Source organism: Pantoea sp. X-Soil-YNGN-785, assembly GCF_059730585.1.
The window spans coordinates 71,937-91,395 of sequence record NZ_AP035944.1; the positions used below are offsets into that span (position 1 = coordinate 71,937).

A 19,459-nucleotide genomic window follows, 5' to 3' on the forward strand; every position below is an offset into this window, starting at 1 on the left:
ATTAAGGGATTAACGGCACTGAAAAAAATTCAGCATGTCGAGCGATAACGATCCAGTGCTTTGCGCCAGATTGATTAGGGCATTGAGATAACTTAGGCGTGCTTCAGCCTGATCTTTGAGTGCGGTGTAATATTTTTGCTGAGCATCCAGTTCATCATTAACGGTGCGGAAGCCCATTTCACGGCCATACTGGACCGACACCACTTTTTCACGTGCTGAGTCGACGGCATTCTTTTGAGCACTGATTAAGGCTTTGCCATTGGTCAGACTAAGCCAGGCAGAACGGGTATCGGTTGCCGCCTTGCGTTGTGCTTCCATCGTGGAATACTTTGCTGCCTGACGACGATAAGCTGCTTCGAAGGATTGTGAAACCTGACTGCCGCCGGCAAACAATGGAACAGAAACGTTTACGCCATATTGGAGGTTATTACTCTTTGAGTTCGTCCCGAAGATTGCGTCATACAGGATATTGTCGTCGTCGTCATTACGACTCCAGTTCTTGCCGTATCGCGCATAGAGCGAGACCACTGGCATGTGTGCGCCGTCAGCCGCAAGAACATCTGCGTCTGCCTGATCATTCTGAAAAAGCGCAATTTTAATATCAGTATTACGCTGCTGGCTGGCATTAATTGCATCGGTCAGAGAAGAATAAGGCGATGCTTTCAGGCACTGAAAATTCACTGGTTCTACAGTGTCCGGGCTGATACCTGATAAACGGCGAAATGCCTCGCCTGCCAGCAATAGCTGATTGCCAGCTTCTATTTCCTTAGCCTGTGCCAGAGCGTAGTTAGCTTTTGCCTCGTCCAGTTCAGTGCGGGTATTCTGCCCATTGATTAACCCGGTCTGAAGTTTTTGCTCTTGTTGCCTAAAGTTATGGCTGGCGGCTTTGGCGGCCTGTAAAACTTCCTGCTGATAAAGCACTGTAAAATAAGCATTGCTAATAGCGCTAAGTAATTTCTCTTCAGCCTGTTTTGCCTGTGCTTCAGCAGTGTTGGCAATAGCAACACCTTTACGCCATCCGGCATATTTACTCATATCAAATAGTGGTTGTCTGACGCTGAGATCGTAACTGTGGTTGGTTACCCCACTCTGATATTTCTTATCAGGCTGTTCCTGACGATCCCAGTTTCCTTCCAGAGTTAATGTTGGCAACATTCCGGCCATGCCTTGCCAGTATTTTTGTTTATCTGCTGAACTGGTCATCTGACTGGATTGTAATGCTGAGTCATAGCTCAATGCAGCCTGAGCAGCTTGCTGCAGGTTGGTTGCAGATGTGAAAAATGGAGTACAGGTTAGTGCCAGTAATGCAATGTTCTGATTATGAAATTTCATGATTTTCGCTGTATATAAAAATTTTGTGCCAGGTGATTAAATGAGTTCCTGTGCAAAAACATACTTAATCAAATCTGTGTTTGATTGCAGCTGTAGCTTACGCATGGCGTTGTATTTCTGTGTTGCAACGGTGCTTATGCTACGTTTACGTGCTTTTGCTATCTCCATCAGGCTATATCCAATGGCGAATAATCGAATGACCTCTACTTCTGACGGCGACAAAAGTGTTTGTGCCGGATCTGCGGGTGCAGAGAGCATTAAATTCTTCATCTGTTCTGAGTAGTATATTCCTGTATTGGATGAGCAAACCCAATTGAATGCTTTGACCAAATCACGAATGTCGTCTCGCTTGTGTACGATGGCATTAACCGGGATTTGCAATATACTTTTCAAAATAGCCTGACTGTTTTGTGCAGTAAAAATAATAGTTTTTAAGGCCGGGTTTTTCTTATGTATCTGTTCTATTTTTTTCACGCCATTAACATCGTTACGCTCAAAATTAAAGCAGAAGTCCGTTATTAATATATCTGGCATATCCTCTCTGATAACAGACAGCAAATGATCAGCTTCAACAGGATAAGAAATAATATCAAGTTCTGAAAACTCCTTTACCAGTATGTTTTGGATGGAGTAAAAAATAAATGGACTTTCATCTGATACACCAAGCCTGAGCTTACTTTTTTCCTTAGGTTTATTCACAGATAATCCTTTTCTGTAGATAAATGTGAAGAAGGGCTCCGCAGAGCCCTGCTGATTACTGGTAACTAAGCGTATACGTTGCTACTGCATTGGCCGAGCCGGGATTTATTTTCGTCGCCGTCTGATAATAACGTGCATAGAGTGGCACTGTGATTAAGGCAGATGAGAGCGGGTAAGTCGCAATGTTAAACGGTGTAGCGAGTGCTATCGGCTGCTGATTTTCATTGAGGATTTGTACACCGACACCACTCGCTGTTGAGGCCGAGTTAAGTGCCACCACACCCAAATCCGATAATCCGCTAGACGCATCACCATCCAACTGCATCATCACATCAAACGAACCCGAAAGAAGTGCCTCACAGTTAAGCTGAATATTAAACGCGGTTGTAGCGCTAGTCTGGCCGATTCCTGATCCTAAACCGCTAGTAGGGTTCGTGGTGTAACTACCTAATGGCACAGGCAGATTGGTATCACCGGCGACTGAGCATGTCTGATCTTTAACTGTGATACCTGTTTTAATATTAGTGAAGTTGAATGATACATCTTTACCTGATACTAACGAACCAACGTCAAAAGCGTTTACATAGCTCTTTAGAGAAGTCGATGCTGACATAGAGTTGGAGGTCTTTACAATCTGATAGGGTACGTTGAGAGAGACATCTGTATAGGTGCCCACGGTTCCGCCGCTGGTTAAGGCATAAGTACTAATCATGATACCGGTTGCAATACTTGCGGCATCGGTACTCATCTCTCCGCCATAGCCAGTATATAACGTCAATCCATAACCCAGGGCACTCGCGTCAATCGCCTTGCGCTTAAAATAGACCTCACCGCTTAATCCATCTAAGTACTGCTGCAAATTATCCAGAGCACATTTGAAGTTAGCAGTTGCCGTGCCGCTATAAACGATCGTACCCACTGGCACAGCTGCTGAAATATTAATGCCCAATGAGCTCACATCAACTAACGATGTACTTGATGTTATTTTACACGTCAGTGTCACATCCGTTGAGGTACCCGCTGCATTAACATTGAAAGCAGCTATCAGCATCAGACTTAATATTAATGAAACTGAGCCAATGAGGCGCATTACTTTCTTTCCTGAAATTAAAAACATGATGTTACCCCATTAACCCTGTGTATCTTTATTGTCGGTATTAGAAGCGTACTGTACCGGCTGCATTTGATCGCTACTGCAGGTTGTCGTTAATCTCGCCAGTGTCTGATTTTCACTGGACTGAACGGCACCAGATTCAAGGTTAACCAGGCACTTGTCATTTGCCGTTTTCCCCCATGAAACATGCAGGCGGCTGACATCTTTATTCAGCCTGACGTAAATCTGACCACCCTGTGAAACAGTAGTCACCAGATTGCCATTTTCATCATTAACTGATGCACCAAATGGTAAGGCATTGCCATTTGGCTGATTTGCCCTTATTAAAAGTGGTTTTCCCTTACTGGTTTTATAGTCCAGTCTGACTACAGCACCTTCAACAGGAATAACTCGCTGTTGAGTTGATTCCAGCTCAACATCAAGTGGAATACCTTTTGGATCAATCGCCAGTTCATTTATTCTGTACGGATTAAGATTAGGTACAATTGCTCTGCCGCTTCCGTCCAGCACTATGTTGGGATAACCGTACACGCGGGCACCTGCTGCATCATCGGCGCTTACTACAGCATACGTTGTCGACTGATAAGCACTAAAGTTAATGCTATCAGGTAACGCAATAACTGTTCCACTGGCGCCTGCCGAGGCTGAATAATAGTTTTCACCCTTAGTATATGCTGCTGTCAGCATGCTGTAAGGTGAGCGATATTGGCCACCGATCGAACCTGATTTTTTATTATCGATATCGCGTGCAGCACCTACGTTATAGCTAAATTGATCATTCTCACCTAGTACACCATTAAGTGCAGTTTGAGCAGTTACACCCTCTTTATTATGTGTGGCGCTTCCAGTTACATAATTTTTACTTTCACTACCAAGTGGTATAGAGAAGTCGAGTGAGAGTTGCGTGTCATGCCCGCCGGTTGAATATAATAATCGGTTTGCTGACAATGTATAGGACACGCGACCAATTCTATTATTATAGCCTAACTGAAATTGGGTGTTTGTACCGGTGCTGTTCCAGTAATTTTGAACGAAACCAGTAAGATAGATATTCCCATATGACTCCCCAAAATTTTGGCTGGCAGTCAGTGAAAAGCGTTGTTTAGGCCGGGAGAGATAATTTGTCCCGTTGGTTTTATTCTTTTTGTAATAGTTATTAATTTGCAGTGCATTGTCATAGCTGTAATAGCCTGATGACGAAAATCTATACGCTGCGAGGGTAAAGTTGGTGTCAGTCTGAGAAACTTTTTTACTGTAGGTCGCACGATAGCTCACACCCTGCTTTTTCTCATCGCCATATTTTGTCTGAGCACCAGTGATATCAAGAGAGATAGCGCCGATCGGTAACCCAAATGCACCGCCTAACAGCGCAGAGATATAGTTGTCTGATCCCAGCACACCGGTATAACCGGTCAGACTATTGGTAAAGCCATGCTGAATGGTGCCCTGATAAACAGAAGCCGTATAAGCCATGTTGTCTTTACGCGACACACCTCCCGTCACAGAGTAGAACGTCATACCCGGGCGCTTCAGTCTCGTCATGGCTGCATAAGGAACTGAAAAACGCGTTTCGCTGCCGTCAGCTTCTTTTACAGTGACATCTAAGTCGCCACCGTAGCCGGTAGGGTAGAGGTCGGAGATATTAAAGGGGCCTGGCGAAACGGTTGTCTCATAAATTTTACTACCGTTTTGCGATACAGTTACCTGAGAATTAGTACGTGCAACGCCACGAATTTCTGGTGCGTAACCACGTTGTGAATCAGGCCACATTTGATCGACAGTCGATATCTGCGCACCCCGGAAAGCGAGGGTATCAAAGAGCTCGCCACTCGTATTACCTTCACCTAACAGTAAGCGTGATTTCAGTTGCGGGATATCACGCTGAACATAGGTGTTGATGGCATTATAATGATGAGACTCCTTACCTTGCTGGCGTCGCCAGCTTAATGAGCCATCATGACGAAACATCCAGCCGCCAAGGTTAAAACCTGCCAGCGCCCTGCCATAAAAAGAGTCATATTCACGTCCGTCGTTAACAGAGCGATAATAGTTGGTGTCATAGTTAAGTGTTAACGCCGTTTCGCCCTTATCCCAGAATTCTGGAGCGACATAGCCACGTGCTGAGCGCAGCAAATAAATCTGTGGAATTGAGATGTCCATCTGCATATCAGCGGAGTTGATTGCGGCATGACTCTCCTTAACCACATCTTCCAGTGCTATACATTGCTTACCTGAACGTAACTCTTCAGCTTGCTCAGAGCTGAAGACTGTATCTTTAATGGAAAGGCTTTTTACCAGATCATAAGAAAGACAGGCTTTAGTACCTGCTCCCTCACGCACAACCTGAACATTCTCCCGACTAATCTGACGGCCATTCAAAAAGATATCCAGCGTGTAGACGCCGGGATCAATGGGGTTACCAGTTGCGTAGCGGGAAACGTCTACTTTTACACCAGCTAAATTTTTTACAAATGATTCATCGAAATCATAAGCAGTTTCAGCAATCGCTGACTGAGTTGCTGCGGTCAGGAACAGCGCCAAAAAAGAGCGATAAAAAGTTTTGCCAGTTGGTTTATTAAAAAATACCGTCCTTGCCATCATAATTTCCCCTGGATAATTATCAAAAGCTACTCGTTTATTTTGCTTTCAACCTTACGTGCTGCACCAAAGTCGTCCAGATACTGATAATTAAATGTTGTTTTTATTTGACTTGTGCCCATGCCTTTCAACGGGAACTCTTTTGTTTCGCCTGGTGCCAGCATTTCCCCTTTTTCACTGACTAATTTATGACCTGCGTTATCTTCTGCATTAATCTGTGAGACGTTAACGTAGAAAGGTGAGTTGTTAGTTGCGGAAAGAAAATTAGGTTTGTGACCGTGACGCCATACCAGTCCTGACGCAGCTTTATTGGCCTGGGCTGTATCAAACTGAACTGGACGATAAAAAATCTTGATGCGACTCCGGATTGCCATTTGCAGCTGGTTCTGATTAGCCAGACTTTTATCACGAGGAGGTATATCAAGGACATTAAGCCAGAAGATAGACTCTTTGTCGGTGGGCAGACTGGCGCCCGTAAAAACAATCCGTAACGTTTGTCCTTTATTCGCCTCCATACGGAAAACCGGAGGTAATAAAACGAAAGGAACATTTATTTTATCTACTGCTTCGTCAGGATTTCCGTCATCAACCCATGCCTGAACAAGCGCGGGATGATCGCCGCGATTATCCAGACGAACGGTAACCTCTTTCTCGGAAGCGGGGTAGATTACCCGGGTACCAATGATGGTCACACTGGCAAAGGCAGACGAAGTCATTGCGCAAGTGAGCAAACAGGAGATTAGAAATTTAAAACTTTTTTTTTTCATGATATTAACTGGAGTGATGAAAGGAGAAGAGTGGTGAGGGCATTGCCCTCACCATAATCAATTACAGGTAATTGATTGAATAGTTTACTGTTGACGCAACGGTACCCGCTTCTGCAGCAGCAGTTGCATAGTACTGAGCTGAGTAAGACAGGGTGCCAGCTCCTGCAGTCAGAGCGACAGTTGCAGGAGCGGTAGACTGTTCAGTGCTGCCTGCATTGATGGCGTTGTTAGCGCTGTCCAGAAGTTGCAGATCAACACCTGTAGCAGTACCCGTGTTAGTCAGGCGACCATTGGCGTTCACACCAGCGCCCTGCTCAAAGTAAGCGTAGACATCGCCAGTTGTTGCGGAGCAGTCGCTCAGCGCCAGAGTAAAGCGAGTGTTGCCCGCAACGGCACCTGCCGCATTTAATACACCGGCTGCTACTTTCGGCAGGGTAACGGTGGCAGTACTGCTTCCGCCGTTAACGCTTACGGTACAGGTCTGAGATGCAATGGTGCCGGTGAAGTTAATTGTGCCATCTGAAGCTTCTGCTGCACTAACCTGTGCCGCTGCCAGCAGCAGACCCATAGCAACCATGGATACCTTTTTCATATACTTTCCTTTGTATAAAATAGTGAACAACATTTAATTATGAGCGATTGATTTTTATGACAAGCGCTCATTCCTTCCCGGAAGTCTGTCGCCTTCCTGGTAAATCAGAACATCAGCAGGCCGAAAACTACGGCCGCAGCAACACCGACAATACCCATGCCAAAAGCAGTACCGCTAACTGGGTTAGCTTCTGGTATTGATTCCGGACGTACCCACTCAGTTTTTTCTTTGGAGCTTCCGCCAATCTGTTTAAAGAAATCTAAAATGACGGAAGTTAATGAGCCGCCACTAACGCCGTCAATTTCATTTTTTTTCAATTCACGCATGATTTTTCCTTATGCAGTAATTACACCTGTTCCCAGGTCAAGCTGGTTTTCAACAATATTATTGAACCAGCCTGCAGTTGTTTCCCAGCCATTCATCGCGCCATAAAGTGCGCCATCGACCAGCCCCACAACGGCACCCACGATCAGACCAACACCGCCAGAGATAATACCAACGCCCAGGACGCCGCCCGCGCTACCGCCGCTCATGGCCCATTTAAGACCGAAAGCAGTAATACCTGCAGCTGCACCTACAACGACTGAACCGATGAAATCAAAAAAACCTGCGCCTGAAACGTTCTGCATTTCAACAGATGTTAACTCTCTCATTTATATCTCCAGGATTAATCAGTTGTTCAATTATTCAGTAATGAATTTTTTAAAATGCCGCTTCAAGCGAACGGCGCTATTAGATTCTTAGGCCATAAAAAATAAAATAGCAAAATATCCATAATTGATATTTGGTGCGGTTTTTACTGGCTATAGAAGTTATGATTTCATTACATTTTTTTTACATGCATTATGATTTGGTTGGGTGGATTGAGGTTATTCAGCTTATCGATAAGTTATTTCTGTTCATATTTTTATGGTTGTCTTTCGTTGAGGTGGAACTATCAATTTCAGACGGTGAGAATGGTACGCATTCTGCGATGTAAAGGCTTTGAAAATAATCTATGGGCTTTTCTTAAATCAGTCTGATTCGGAGTAGGCTAGCTTCATATGAAGTGTAAAGTAAAATCCGGGTGCTTAAAGGTATGTCCTGTGTTGGCTTAAAATTCTTATTAATTATTAAAAATTAGAATATAAATCTATATATATATCATTTGTCGATTTAAATGTCTGTTATGACAATACTATGGTTTAATTTATGCCATCAGGAGCTTTGTTGTTTTTTTTATTTTTACGGGGGAATTAACAATCATTATATTATGAGTAAACATGTGAAGATTATTACTGTTTTTTAAAATGCTAATGCGTACTTGTTTGTTTTAATACAGTGATTTTATAACATTAATGTTCATATGGTTATGATTGATTCCTTTTTTAAGAAAAAAGTTATAACCCCATCAGTAAGTCTCTACTTGTTAGTTTGAACTACTGATAAAATGGCTTTAAAGCGGTGAAATATCTGGTTGTGATGCCATTCGCTGGCTTAATGATCTTCCTTTTTGCATGTTTGTGGTGTTGAATTTTATCGCAATGGTTTTACTATAGTGAAACCAATAACGACCTCTTCTATGGCTTATAATGGGGGGGGCAGAGATAAGAAATACACCAGGCGAAATAAAGAGACTATAACAAACGGATTTTTACTAATTTTTCTACTAATCACTAACTTCGTGTTAGTTAGATTGAGTTAATTATTATGTATAGAGTGACTGAGAATCATGAGCGGATCATCGATGCGCTAGCCGGGTACACCCAGGTTGCTAATCCAGATGAGATTTCACGTGGTAAACGTCGTTATCATCTCACTAAAGATAATGTACGCCGGGTAATGTTCATTCTTGATGGTGACTTCCTGCTGAAATTAAAGAGTGAAAATAAGGTCTTAAATATCCTGTCTGCTCCCTTTGTTGTCGGTGTCACACCGGCACTCGATGAACCTCCTGTCTATCTGGAAAGAATCGATTATGGGAAGGTCAGTTTCATCGATTACGATGTGTTCTGGCGACTGGTATTTGAGAAGGACCTCTTTAACGATGCCATGTCCATTCTTTCTGGCCAGTACTCAGACCTGATGAACTACATTCAGCTACCCAAGAATAACTCACATGATGAAGTGATTTCTTTAATTGGCCGCTGGGAAAAATTGCCACCGCATCTTAAGAAGCGCTTTTCGGCACTTTACCTGATTGAAAACAGTTCTCATCTTTCAAAAAGCTCCATTTGCAGAGTTTTGAAAGAATTAAAAGAGAAAGGTGAGCTGACCCTGGTTAACGGCAAGTTTACCTGAGTCTATTTTTATTTAACTTTTGGGATGCTTAAGGGAAAATGGATTTTAAAGTCGTTTGTACAAATGAGAACTACTTCTTTCGGCTGGGCATCTCCAAAATTATTGAGGAGGCACTGTTATCAGATACGCCAGTAGAATTCTTACCCGCCTATGACGCAAAAAATTTATGTCAGGCGGACTTTATACTCATTAGTGTTGCACAGTGGCGCCTTTATATGTGTCAGCCTGCCTACCGGGATAGGAAACCCGGTAGCATTTTAATAGTCTTTGTTGACGATATTGAAGACATCATTACTGAGCATTTGCCTCTTTGCTATCGTTCTTTGATTATCATTTCGCACAGGGATTCTGTTCGCGATATTGCTGATAAAATCATCCGGTTCTGGCTGGGAAATCAGGGGAGGGCCAAAGGATTTGTACCCACGGATTGCTCGCATTGCGATTTCGCGCGTATTACAGTAGTCCAGCTGCAGGTGCTAAGTTTTCTCAAGAAAGGGTATAGCGTAGGGCAGACAGCTAAACGCCTGAATCTGTCCGCTAAAACAATTTATGCACATAAATACAATGTCATGAAGAAGTTTTCGCTAAGTGGTGATATGGCCTTTAACGCCTTCATCAATGATCTGACACTGCTTGAACTTTATAAGGGTGTTATTGAGTCTGGAAGATTTTAATTTCTTATGCATCCCATAGGTGAGTGGTCCTGCGAATTAAAGATTTAATTCTGATGCCCGGATTTTTTGTGATGCATAAAGGCATTCACAGGTAGCCTTAAGGCCGTTAAGGGTTGATAAGTTTATGTAAGAAAAGAACCACGAAAATAATCAATCCCTGGCCATCCCCTTTGAAAGGGTAACGGCAATCATGTCAGGGGTGGTTATTTATATTTACAGTAACTATGCGGTTGCTGCACCCGTACTTCAACTCTCGATGCGTTTCAGTCAGGCGTGGGTAGCCGTTATCCTTCTCAGCCTGCGCCCACACTCAAAGAAACGCACATAAGTATGCAGAAATCTCCCTGACAAACTCGTGAATACTCATCCGGTTTGCTAAACAGTATTTGAAATTAACACTGTTGAAAGATAATGACTTTCAGCCATTATCCGTGCAGGGGTATAACCTTTGTACCATTTATTCCTGCAAATGGTAGGTTAACAGAGACTTCTGATACGTTAAGACAAGCAAAAAGCCAGCGTCACCGCTGGCTTTTTTACACTTTTACAGATGTTTATTTCAGGATATAAACACGATCTACGTTGATTTCGCTGTAGCCATCATCCCTATCAACTTCACCGCTGACCCGTACCTTTTTACCAATCAGATAGCGATCATCATCATCATCATCGTCTATATCGACACGGATGCGGCCAGTCGGGTCTTTTAACCAGTAGTGATCATCATCGGCCCTGCCAGTGATCGTTCCCGTGAGCGTAACCTGACGATCGTCGCGCAGGGTTTTCGCCTCTGCAACCGTGACCTCCTGCCGGGCATATACCGAGCCTGAGCTGATGAGGGCCACTATCATCCATAATATTTTCTTCATTTACACGTCTCCTTTAACACCCATCCTTTGTCGGTTTATTTATTAAAAACTAAAACGATAGCCGGCGTTGACCTGGCGCTGGTTGAAGCGATTTCCATTCACCATATCTCCTTCGATAAAAAGGGTATGGTTACTGATTTGCGCACTGACACCGATACCGTTATTCCAGCCATTACCTTTAAACGAGAGACGCTCATCTGAACCATTCAGAGCATAAGCAGCATCCCCGTCAAACTCGCGCAAAGCACCTGTTTTGACATAAGTATTGAGTTTGTAGTTGTTCTGATTGACTTCATAACCTGCCAGTACGCTGGCTCTTCCCATCATCGATTTGTAACTTGAGAGATTAATGTTGAGGCCATTCGACGCCTGCAAAGAGGTTCCATCCTGATGACCGGCAGTCAGCTGAAGCTGTGGTTCCAGGTAGAAGCCAGTAAGTTCGTCAGAGAAGCTGAACTTCTTCCCGGCTTCGAGTGATCCACTCAGGCCTGATGAGACACCCTGTCCGGATACGCGATTATTCTGGGTATCGCTGACATCGAATTGATTTCTCAGGCGGTTGAATTTCAGTACGCCATCCAGGTAGAAGCCCGCGTCATTCAGCCATGTGCCGTAGATACCAAAATGTTCAGATTTGGTAGTCCCATCGCCAGTACGATAATGAGGTGAGCCCTCAGTTGCTCCCATGAACAAGCCCAGATAGATCGGCAGATCATCGGACAGGCGTTTATCTACCCCAAACTGATAGCCTGTATAATTCATGCTGAAGTTGCTCAGCTTGCCATTGGCAAAACCACTGAAACGCCCATCCATTCCGCGCAGCCAGACATTGCCGCCCGTCTTTCCCTGGCGCACATCACCCATGCGCTGCATCAGAGTCTGCATTTCGGCATAATTCATCAGATAACCGATGTTAAGGAAGTTGGCACCTGCATTCGCTGTGCTGGTGATGGTTGAATTATTTTGTCCTGATGGCGTCGTGGGTGTCGTGGCATCCGAAGCGGAGGCGGGCTGAACAGGGCGATCTTCTGCTGGTATTACAGCCTGTTCGTCCGCTGCGGGCGTTTCAGGTGTTTTTGGCGATGAGAGAACCCAGTTAGTACCCTGTTTGTTAACCGAATAGACATAGCCGCCCAGTTCAACGTCGGTGTTGCCCCTGAAAGTCGCGATACCATCGGTAGTCTCAACAACGGTTAGTACTTCATTACCTGTGGTAATGGCACTGCCGCGGTTCAGAATATTCAGACCGTACTCACCTGCGCTGCTTTTGGTCACCACGATTTTGTCGCCAGTATTATTTACCCCTTCACCATCGCCGACCAGATTGGTACGAAGGGTAAAATTGCCGCTACCGCTCAGGTTAGCAATGGTCAGAGTGGAGTAGGTCGCATCGTCTGTTGCTGCAGAAAGGTCTGTCAGTGAGTTATTTAATGTCAGGTTATCAAGATTTGATGTTTGACTAACGTTCCATGTGCTGTTGGTGAGGCTGACGTTTAAATGACCGCCATTCACATTATCGCTGGCAGCACTACCGGACCACAGTGAACCCGGCTCTAAATTAATGTCAATCAGACCTCCCAGCGATACCACGCTGCCGGTGATATCCGCTTTACCCTGAGAAGTAATAATGCCCGGTTCAAACCCTTCGGCGTAAAGTGTTGCTATTGCTACTCCGTCCGGAGAGGCCATATCGATAGAGAGATCGCCTGTCAGATTGGTCTGGCCACCATTCCAGGCGACAACACCTATTCCTGTATCAGGCCCGGTGATGCTGATGTCTTCGCCATTAATCACGCCTCCCCCCAGAGACCATAGGCCTCTGCTGACCATATCTGATTGTTTAAGAACAATATCTGTGTTTGCCAGATTGATCACTGCACCTGTCGATTGGGCGGATGCGCCATAACCACCAGACTGAATGGTGTTGCGTTCCTCTTCACTACCTGAAAAGTTGAGGGTGGCATTATTATCCATCGCAACAAGGCCGCCAGTCTGTGCTGAAGAGATCACGCTGCCTGCGCCGACATTTATCAGGCTATTTTCTCTGGCTGAAATGCCAGGAGAAGTCGTGCCAGATGTGCTGATTGTCAGATGATCGGCAGTCAGTTCACCCAGGCTCCAGATGCCTGCAGAAGTCTTACCTGTGGTGATAATGGTTGAGTGGCTGCCCAAATCAACCGAGCCATTATCCTGAATATTGATGCCCTGCGAGGCATCGCCCAGAGTATTAATGGTCAGCGCTTCCGCTTTAAGCGTTGCGGCACCATTAATCGCATCACCGGTCAGTGTGTCCACCTGTACACCATGACTGTTGGTCCCGTTGGTCTGTATACTACTGTCACTGCCTAGATCAACGTTTGAGCCGTAACCGCTGACGCGCAGTGCAATACCGTTGGTGCCCTGGGTACTGATACTTGATGCTTCTGCCTGCAACGAGGATTGATTGCTTACAACCACCCCCTCTGCGTAAGCAATACCTGATCCAATCGATGTGACGGAGCTACCTGATCCCAGATTGGCAGTAACCTGCTTTCCACTGAGCTCCATCGCCACTGCGGATATTCCTGAAACATTGAGAATTAATTTATCAGCAGTAAAGTGACTGTTCGCAGCCTGGATGAAAATTCCCTTAGCGTAATGATCAGGGTCTTTCACCGTAACTGTGCTGCCCGAACCGGCTGTCACTTCAGCAGCGGTTGCACCTGTTACAAGAATGCCATAATAACCATCGCCAGATGACTGATCGGCGATTAATGTGGTGCCATCTGCCAGCGTAATATCTCCGCCTCTCTGGCTTCCGACAACTGCAGCTGAACTGACCAGAGGCAACATACCCATTCCACCGGCCAGTATCATCGCTTTTACGCGTTTATTTAAGTCAGTATTATTATTCATATCTGTGACTCTTCCTTAAGGTTTTATTAAAGGGCCTGGGGGGCTGTGAAAATGTTAAACAGGCATGCCATTTCGCACTTCATACGCTCTTTTGGCCCGATACGAATTAAACGTCTTGTTAATTAAATCCATTAATTACAGCATATTTACTAAGGGCGGCAGGATTATGCAGGTCAGGCGTTAATTATGTAAAGAGAGTGAAAGCATGCATCTTTTGACAAGAGGTTAAAAGAACCGAGGTGTCATAAAGGAATTTTCATTTAAAATTAAGCTTATGTGTTAGCTGTCACTCGGGAAGTCTTGTTATTTATTATTACAGTCATTCTAATTTGAGGTTTGTTTATTGGTTCTCGCAGGTCAGTAATGAGAGTGCTGGTAGCAATAGGTGTTGTTAAGAGAGGGTTTAGCGCGTAGGTGCTATCATTATTACATGCTCAGATACACACCAGATTTTTCCATAAACGGGCAAGAAAGGAATCTGAAGCGATGGCCTATGAAAAACGTATGACGGCGAGCGTATTAATTAATGCGCTAATGCGCTAATGCGCTAATGCGCTAATGCGCTTTGTGCCATAGCCTTGTGAGCATAAGAAATGAAGTCTCACCTACCTGAAATTGATCCTGAGAGAGGGTTATATGAAAATCATAGACAGAATAACAGTCTGCTCCCTGATGCTGGCCACGCTACAAATTAGTGCCTGCATGCCCCATCATGCCGAGCCACAGCGCCTGGCAATGCGGAATCCTGCAAGTCAATGGTGCCTGCAGCGTGGCGGCCAGCAGGTAAAGGATGAATCATTGAGCACCAGCACACTCTACTGTCTGTTACCTTCAGGAGAGAGGATTGAGCAGTGGGCATTGTATCATCGCGATCACCCGCAATAATCACTTTTCAATTTCCCTGCCAGCAGGATTAATAAACGCCATTGAAATGCATAGATAATGCCAAAGAGGCTTTGTCTAAACTCAATCCTGGCTAAATCTTTGCAAGACACCCGATCATTTATCGCAGTCCTTTTTCTGGACTACTACGGATTTCTGGTGTCGTTCTTACACTATAAATGGGTTAACCGCGTGTTTTATGTGTACCAGACACTGGATGGGTTAATCCCATGAATGATATTGATCATTATTTCCACAAAGTGTTATTAGCTTTTTTTAGATAAAAATTAACTTTCCGGTAGATAAAAAATTTTATTCTGAATTAACAAATTATTTTTATCAGGAAGTGTTTTTTTATATCTATTTTGATCTCATTTGGCAATTGTCCCGACATGATTTTTAATAAATATATTAAATGAAAAACTTTAATCCAATTTGGTAATGGGTTTTTATAGCCTTTTAATACAATGGGTTATCACAAATTTTACGCTAATCTGGCTTCTTACTTTGATCTGAATCAATATCTATATAAAACTCAGATTCTGTTGCCGATTGTCATAATGATACTATTTCATTAATTAAGGTGTTTTTCTTAAATAATAATAGCCTCATGAGGATAATCCATTGAAACATTTTGGAAACGCAGCGTTATATTGCACCTTCTTTATCTGCACAAAATCTTATGCGGGCATCATGCGACACGATGTTGATGTGCAGGAATATCGTGATTTCGCTGAAAACCTGGGGAATTATTCTGTTGGTTTGACGAATATACCGATCTATAAAATGGATGGTACTTTATCGGGGTATCTTGATTTCGCTATGCCCGATTTCGGCATGGTCGCTAATTATGGTTATAGTACCTTGGTTGCGCCTTCCTATGTTGCCAGTGCACGCCATAATACCGGTTATCAGTCAGTGGGTTTTGGTAAAGGTGCGCAGTATGGCGCAACTTACAAGCTGATTAATCGTAATGAAACACTATCTGATTCAGACGTCGATTTTCATTTGCCACGTCTGAATAAAGTGGTTATCGATGCCGGACCAATTGAAACCGTAGAGAAGTCTGAGATCCGTAAAGGGGATACTTCGCGCTACTCCTGGTATACCCGTATCGGTGGTGGTACACAAAGCCAGGTCAGCGAAGATCAGACACAGCAGATTACCCTGAGTGGTGCTTATAACTGGGTTAGTGGGGGAACGATCAATGCCGGTACAGTTACCACGCCATCCGGGAGTTTGCGTGCGATCGACTATGGTCCAGATAATCCCCTGACTTCACCATTGGCGATCGGGACTATGGCTGGTGACAGTGGCAGCCCAATCATGGTCTATGACGAAACAGATAAGGTCTGGAAGATTGCAGGGGTGTTACACGGTGCGTTTGTTAATGATCAGCCTTACGGCACCGAGAGTATCTGGGAATATATTCCGGATGGTTACATTCAAAGCACTATTGCCACTAACACCTCTCCTGATGTTGTCGATGTCGCAGGTAACGGCACGATTTTCTGGGACAACACCGCGATCACACAATACGGTTCCTCCTGGTCATGGGCAGGCCTGGATTCGGCCTATGCGTCAGCGGCGCCCTCTACCGCCACCAATGCAGAACTTGATGCCACCAAAGATCTTCGCTTCAACGGTGCTGGCGGGCTGATCACGCTAAATACGCCGATCAACATGGGCGCTGGCAAACTTCAGTTTTCCAATAACTACACTGTCTCGTCTGCCGACGGCGTCAATGCGACCTGGGCTGGCGGCGGCATTGAGGTTGACGCGGACAAAGAGGTTCTGTGGCAGGTCAATGGCGTGGCAAGCGATGCGCTGCATAAAATCGGCGCAGGTACACTGCATATCAATGCCATTGGCACAAACCCGGGTTTACTGAATGTGGGAGAGGGTACCGTTATCCTCGATCAACAAGCTGATGCCTCAGGCAATAAACAGGCGTTTTCGTCAGTCACTTTAGTGAGTGGTCGGCCAACTGTTGTACTGAATGATGAAAGTCAGGTTGCGACTGACCAGATCTTCTTTGGCTACCGCGGCGGTCGTTTAGATTTAAATGGCAATGCGCTGAGTTTTAAAAAGATCAACCATACCGACAGCGGTGCAACGCTGGTTAACCACAGTGATAAAGACGCAACACTCAACATCACGGGTTACACCGCCGCAGACGTTCCCTTTTATACATTTACGGGCAGTAACCCAAAAGGAACACCAGGTAATATCTATGTGTATAAAAACCCCTACACCAAAGATACCGAGTATTTTCAATTAAATACCTCATCCTACTGGTATTTCCCAACCGATAAAACCTCGACATCGACCTGGACGTATCTTGGAACCGATGCGGATGAAGCGATCAATCATCGCCTCACACAGCTTAATATTCAGGTATTCCGAGGCTTTCTGGGAGAAACCCTGGAGAAAGCGCTTAACGGCGTGATGAACGTGAATATCCTGCCGCACAACGCTACGGCCATTACTGCACTTACGGGGGGCATGAACCTGAATGGCAATCTCAATGTTGAGAATGGCACGGTGGTGCTCTCTGGTCAGCCGGTTCCACATGCGGGAGGCGTTATCGTTGATGACGACTGGAACACTTCACTGTTTAAAGCCGATCAGATCAATGTAGGTACTGGTGCGAATTTCCAGGTGGGAGAATATGCTGGAGTGAAAGCCAACATTGTTGCTGCTGATTCGTCAACACTCTCTTTTGGCTACAACGATAGCGAGCTTGCAGGCGAGAAAAGCTGGCGTTGCTATTCTGCCATCTATTCTGATGATGTTTCCTGCAGTCAGCCAGTGCGAAGCGCGGATGCACTGGCAATGCTGCCCGCCAGCGAAGTGGAAGGCGATGCTCAGTTGGCTAACAATGCCTCACTTTATCTTGGTAAGGTTAACTATCAGGGGGCCGTAACATCAACAGGCAGCAGCCTTATGACGCTGGATGCCAATGCGAAATGGACGATGACCGGCAACAGTAATATCAGTTCACTTCTGGCGAGACGTGGTTCGACACTTTCAATGGTGCCTTCAGGCCGCTGGAGCGCCAAAACACTGAATGTCGATACGCTGGATGCGACCGGGTTAAATCTGATGTTAGGCGTTAAACCCTCCACACTGGAAAGCGACAAACTGATTGTAAAAAATTCGGTGAGTGGTGGCGACAACCTGCTGGACGTAAGTCTGCTAATCGGAAGTGAAGACGAAGTTGCGCTGACCCAGGATCTGGTAATGGTTGATGCACCTGCTGGCACGTCGCACAGCTATTTCTCTTTTGCAGACAGCTACAGCGGATTTAGCGTTTACACCCCCAATTATCAGGTGAAAGACAATAACGACCGTGTTTTGTGGGTGCTGGAAAGTAATAAGTCGGCTGAGCCGGAAGTCACGCCTGAGCCGGAACCGACGCCAGCACCGGAAGTTACCCCTGAGCCGGAACCGACGCCAGCGCCAGATGTTATCCCTGAGCCAGAAGTAACGCCAGAGCCAGCGCCTGCTACAGACGCTTCGTCAGCGGATAATGCTACTGCTGAGCAAGCTGCTGTAGAGAAAGCGAAAGCAGAGGAAGAAGCTAATTCCAAAGCAGAGGCTGAGGCAAAAGCCGAAGCTGAAGAAAAAGCGAAAGAGGAAGCAGCGAAAGCAGAAGAGGAAGCCAAAAAGCCGGCGTTCAATCCGGATGACTGGTTCTCTGTTTACGACAACCTGCCATTGATCCAGCGCACGCGTGCCTTAATCGCCTCGCGGCAGTACATTTTCAGTGAAGCGGTCAGTCAGTTGCATAACCGCACTGACAGTCTGCGCGCCGCGCCAGAAAACAGCAGATCATGGGCAACAATAGAGCAGAAAAAAGGGCATTTTCTTGGACTCGACGTCAACCAGCAAACACTGAATGTGGGCTGGGATGCCCGCAGCGACAAGCAAACAGCCGGTATCAGCGCCAGTTATACGCAGGGTGAGGTAAAAGGGGAGGGTCATGAAAAACATCGACTGGCTACTGTCGGTGCATTTTATTCCTGGCAGGCTGATACTGGATGGTTCTTTGATGCGGCCAGTCGTTATATGTATCTGAATCAGGAGATAACGCTGGATCCTGCTTTAAATATTAATGGCATGAAAAAGGACAGCCATATGCTGGCAGGCAGCCTGCGCACTGGCTATGAGTTTGCGCTGGCTGACGATACTCTGTTTATCTCACCGTTTGTTGGTGTGACCGCTGGTGTCATATCCGGCTATACCCTGAAAGGGAAAGATGCGTCAGTTTCGTTAAGTTCATCCACACCTTACTTCACCAGCAGCGGGTTCATGGTGCAGAAACGCGGTCTGGGCGCATTAATGCCGAATATTAACGTCAATGCCAGTCTGGCCTATCAGTATTCACCTGGTAGAAATGGCTCCACAACCACACTTTCCGATCGTCAGTCAAACCGGCAATACAGCGCCTGGTCAGATAACCGTTATCATGGCAGTGTAGGGCTGGAAGGTATTGTCGCGCCTGGCCTTTCACTAAATGCGAAAGTAGAGAGCAGTTTGGGTGGTGAATTTAAAACGGATTACAGTGGTATGATCGGCCTGTCATATCACTTCTGATATCCGTGTCTGAATAATATCAGAGCATCACTGCATGAAGGGGTGATGCTCTGACTTATCGATACATTATCCCTGCTGGAAAATATCAGCCTGCGGACGTACCTGTAAGACGAAAAAGGATAATCAGCAGTGCAGTAATTTTTCAGCGGATAATGTAT

14 protein-coding genes are annotated in these 19,459 nt (G+C 45.3%); 4 read left to right on the forward strand and 10 right to left on the reverse strand.

From position 1 onward, the window contains the following. Positions 1-9: 9 nt before the first annotated feature. The 8 genes from AC6I8E_RS22045 to AC6I8E_RS22080 form a co-directional block, all read right to left on the reverse strand. Positions 10-1,332, reverse strand: coding sequence for a TolC family outer membrane protein (locus tag AC6I8E_RS22045; protein ID WP_033785248.1), 1,323 nt, complete (start codon positions 1,330-1,332; stop codon positions 10-12). A gap of 36 nt (positions 1,333-1,368) precedes the next feature. Continuing rightward, positions 1,369-2,031 carry a response regulator gene (locus AC6I8E_RS22050; RefSeq protein ID WP_095708276.1) on the reverse strand — a complete coding sequence of 221 codons (663 nt, stop codon included), beginning with the start codon at positions 2,029-2,031 and terminating at the stop codon, positions 1,369-1,371. A gap of 55 nt (positions 2,032-2,086) precedes the next feature. Further along, positions 2,087-3,148, reverse strand: coding sequence for a fimbrial protein (locus AC6I8E_RS22055; protein ID WP_201252499.1), 1,062 nt, complete (start codon positions 3,146-3,148; stop codon positions 2,087-2,089). A 12-nt stretch (positions 3,149-3,160) separates the two neighbouring features. Then, entirely contained in the window at positions 3,161-5,746 is a 2,586-nt protein-coding gene (locus tag AC6I8E_RS22060; protein ID WP_497824970.1) for a fimbria/pilus outer membrane usher protein, read from the reverse strand. Between the two features lie 26 nt (positions 5,747-5,772). Further along, positions 5,773-6,510, reverse strand: a complete 738-nt coding sequence (locus AC6I8E_RS22065; RefSeq protein WP_201252497.1) for a fimbrial biogenesis chaperone — start codon at positions 6,508-6,510, stop codon at positions 5,773-5,775. A 61-nt stretch (positions 6,511-6,571) separates the two neighbouring features. Then, on the reverse strand, positions 6,572-7,102 hold the full coding sequence (locus AC6I8E_RS22070) for a fimbrial protein (protein WP_033785251.1): 531 nt from the start codon (positions 7,100-7,102) through the stop codon (positions 6,572-6,574). Positions 7,103-7,206: 104 nt separating this feature from the next. Beyond that, positions 7,207-7,428 (reverse strand): hypothetical protein, encoded by a 222-nt coding sequence (locus AC6I8E_RS22075; RefSeq protein WP_201252496.1) that lies wholly within the window; start codon positions 7,426-7,428, stop codon positions 7,207-7,209. Positions 7,429-7,437: 9 nt separating this feature from the next. Then, positions 7,438-7,755 carry a hypothetical protein gene (locus AC6I8E_RS22080; protein WP_013356579.1) on the reverse strand — a complete coding sequence of 106 codons (318 nt, stop codon included), beginning with the start codon at positions 7,753-7,755 and terminating at the stop codon, positions 7,438-7,440. Positions 7,756-8,791: 1,036 nt separating this feature from the next. On the opposite strand from AC6I8E_RS22080, the gene AC6I8E_RS22085 reads away from it, so the two are divergent. Further along, positions 8,792-9,382: a helix-turn-helix domain-containing protein gene (locus tag AC6I8E_RS22085; protein WP_013356578.1), complete on the forward strand. Its 591-nt coding sequence runs from the start codon at positions 8,792-8,794 to the stop codon at positions 9,380-9,382. 38 nt (positions 9,383-9,420) lie between these two features. Further along, positions 9,421-10,056, forward strand: a complete 636-nt coding sequence (locus tag AC6I8E_RS22090; RefSeq protein ID WP_147789898.1) for a helix-turn-helix transcriptional regulator — start codon at positions 9,421-9,423, stop codon at positions 10,054-10,056. A 554-nt stretch (positions 10,057-10,610) separates the two neighbouring features. Here AC6I8E_RS22090 and AC6I8E_RS22095 read toward each other — a convergent pair. Together AC6I8E_RS22095 and AC6I8E_RS22100 are read right to left on the reverse strand one after the other, a co-directional pair. Next, positions 10,611-10,925, reverse strand: a complete 315-nt coding sequence (locus AC6I8E_RS22095; protein WP_497824971.1) for a NirD/YgiW/YdeI family stress tolerance protein — start codon at positions 10,923-10,925, stop codon at positions 10,611-10,613. A 42-nt stretch (positions 10,926-10,967) separates the two neighbouring features. Then, the gene (locus AC6I8E_RS22100) at positions 10,968-13,820 is read right to left on the reverse strand and encodes an autotransporter outer membrane beta-barrel domain-containing protein (protein ID WP_497824972.1); all 2,853 of its coding nucleotides are present in this window, start codon (positions 13,818-13,820) and stop codon (positions 10,968-10,970) included. 735 nt (positions 13,821-14,555) lie between these two features. Here AC6I8E_RS22100 and AC6I8E_RS22105 point away from each other — a divergent pair. Together AC6I8E_RS22105 and AC6I8E_RS22110 are read left to right on the forward strand one after the other, a co-directional pair. Further along, a complete protein-coding gene (locus AC6I8E_RS22105; protein WP_234366599.1) occupies positions 14,556-14,705 on the forward strand; it encodes a putative hemolysin in 150 nt (49 codons plus the stop codon). A 621-nt stretch (positions 14,706-15,326) separates the two neighbouring features. After that, positions 15,327-19,301 (forward strand): S6 family peptidase, encoded by a 3,975-nt coding sequence (locus AC6I8E_RS22110; protein WP_497824973.1) that lies wholly within the window; start codon positions 15,327-15,329, stop codon positions 19,299-19,301. The last annotated feature ends 158 nt before the right edge of the window (positions 19,302-19,459 follow it).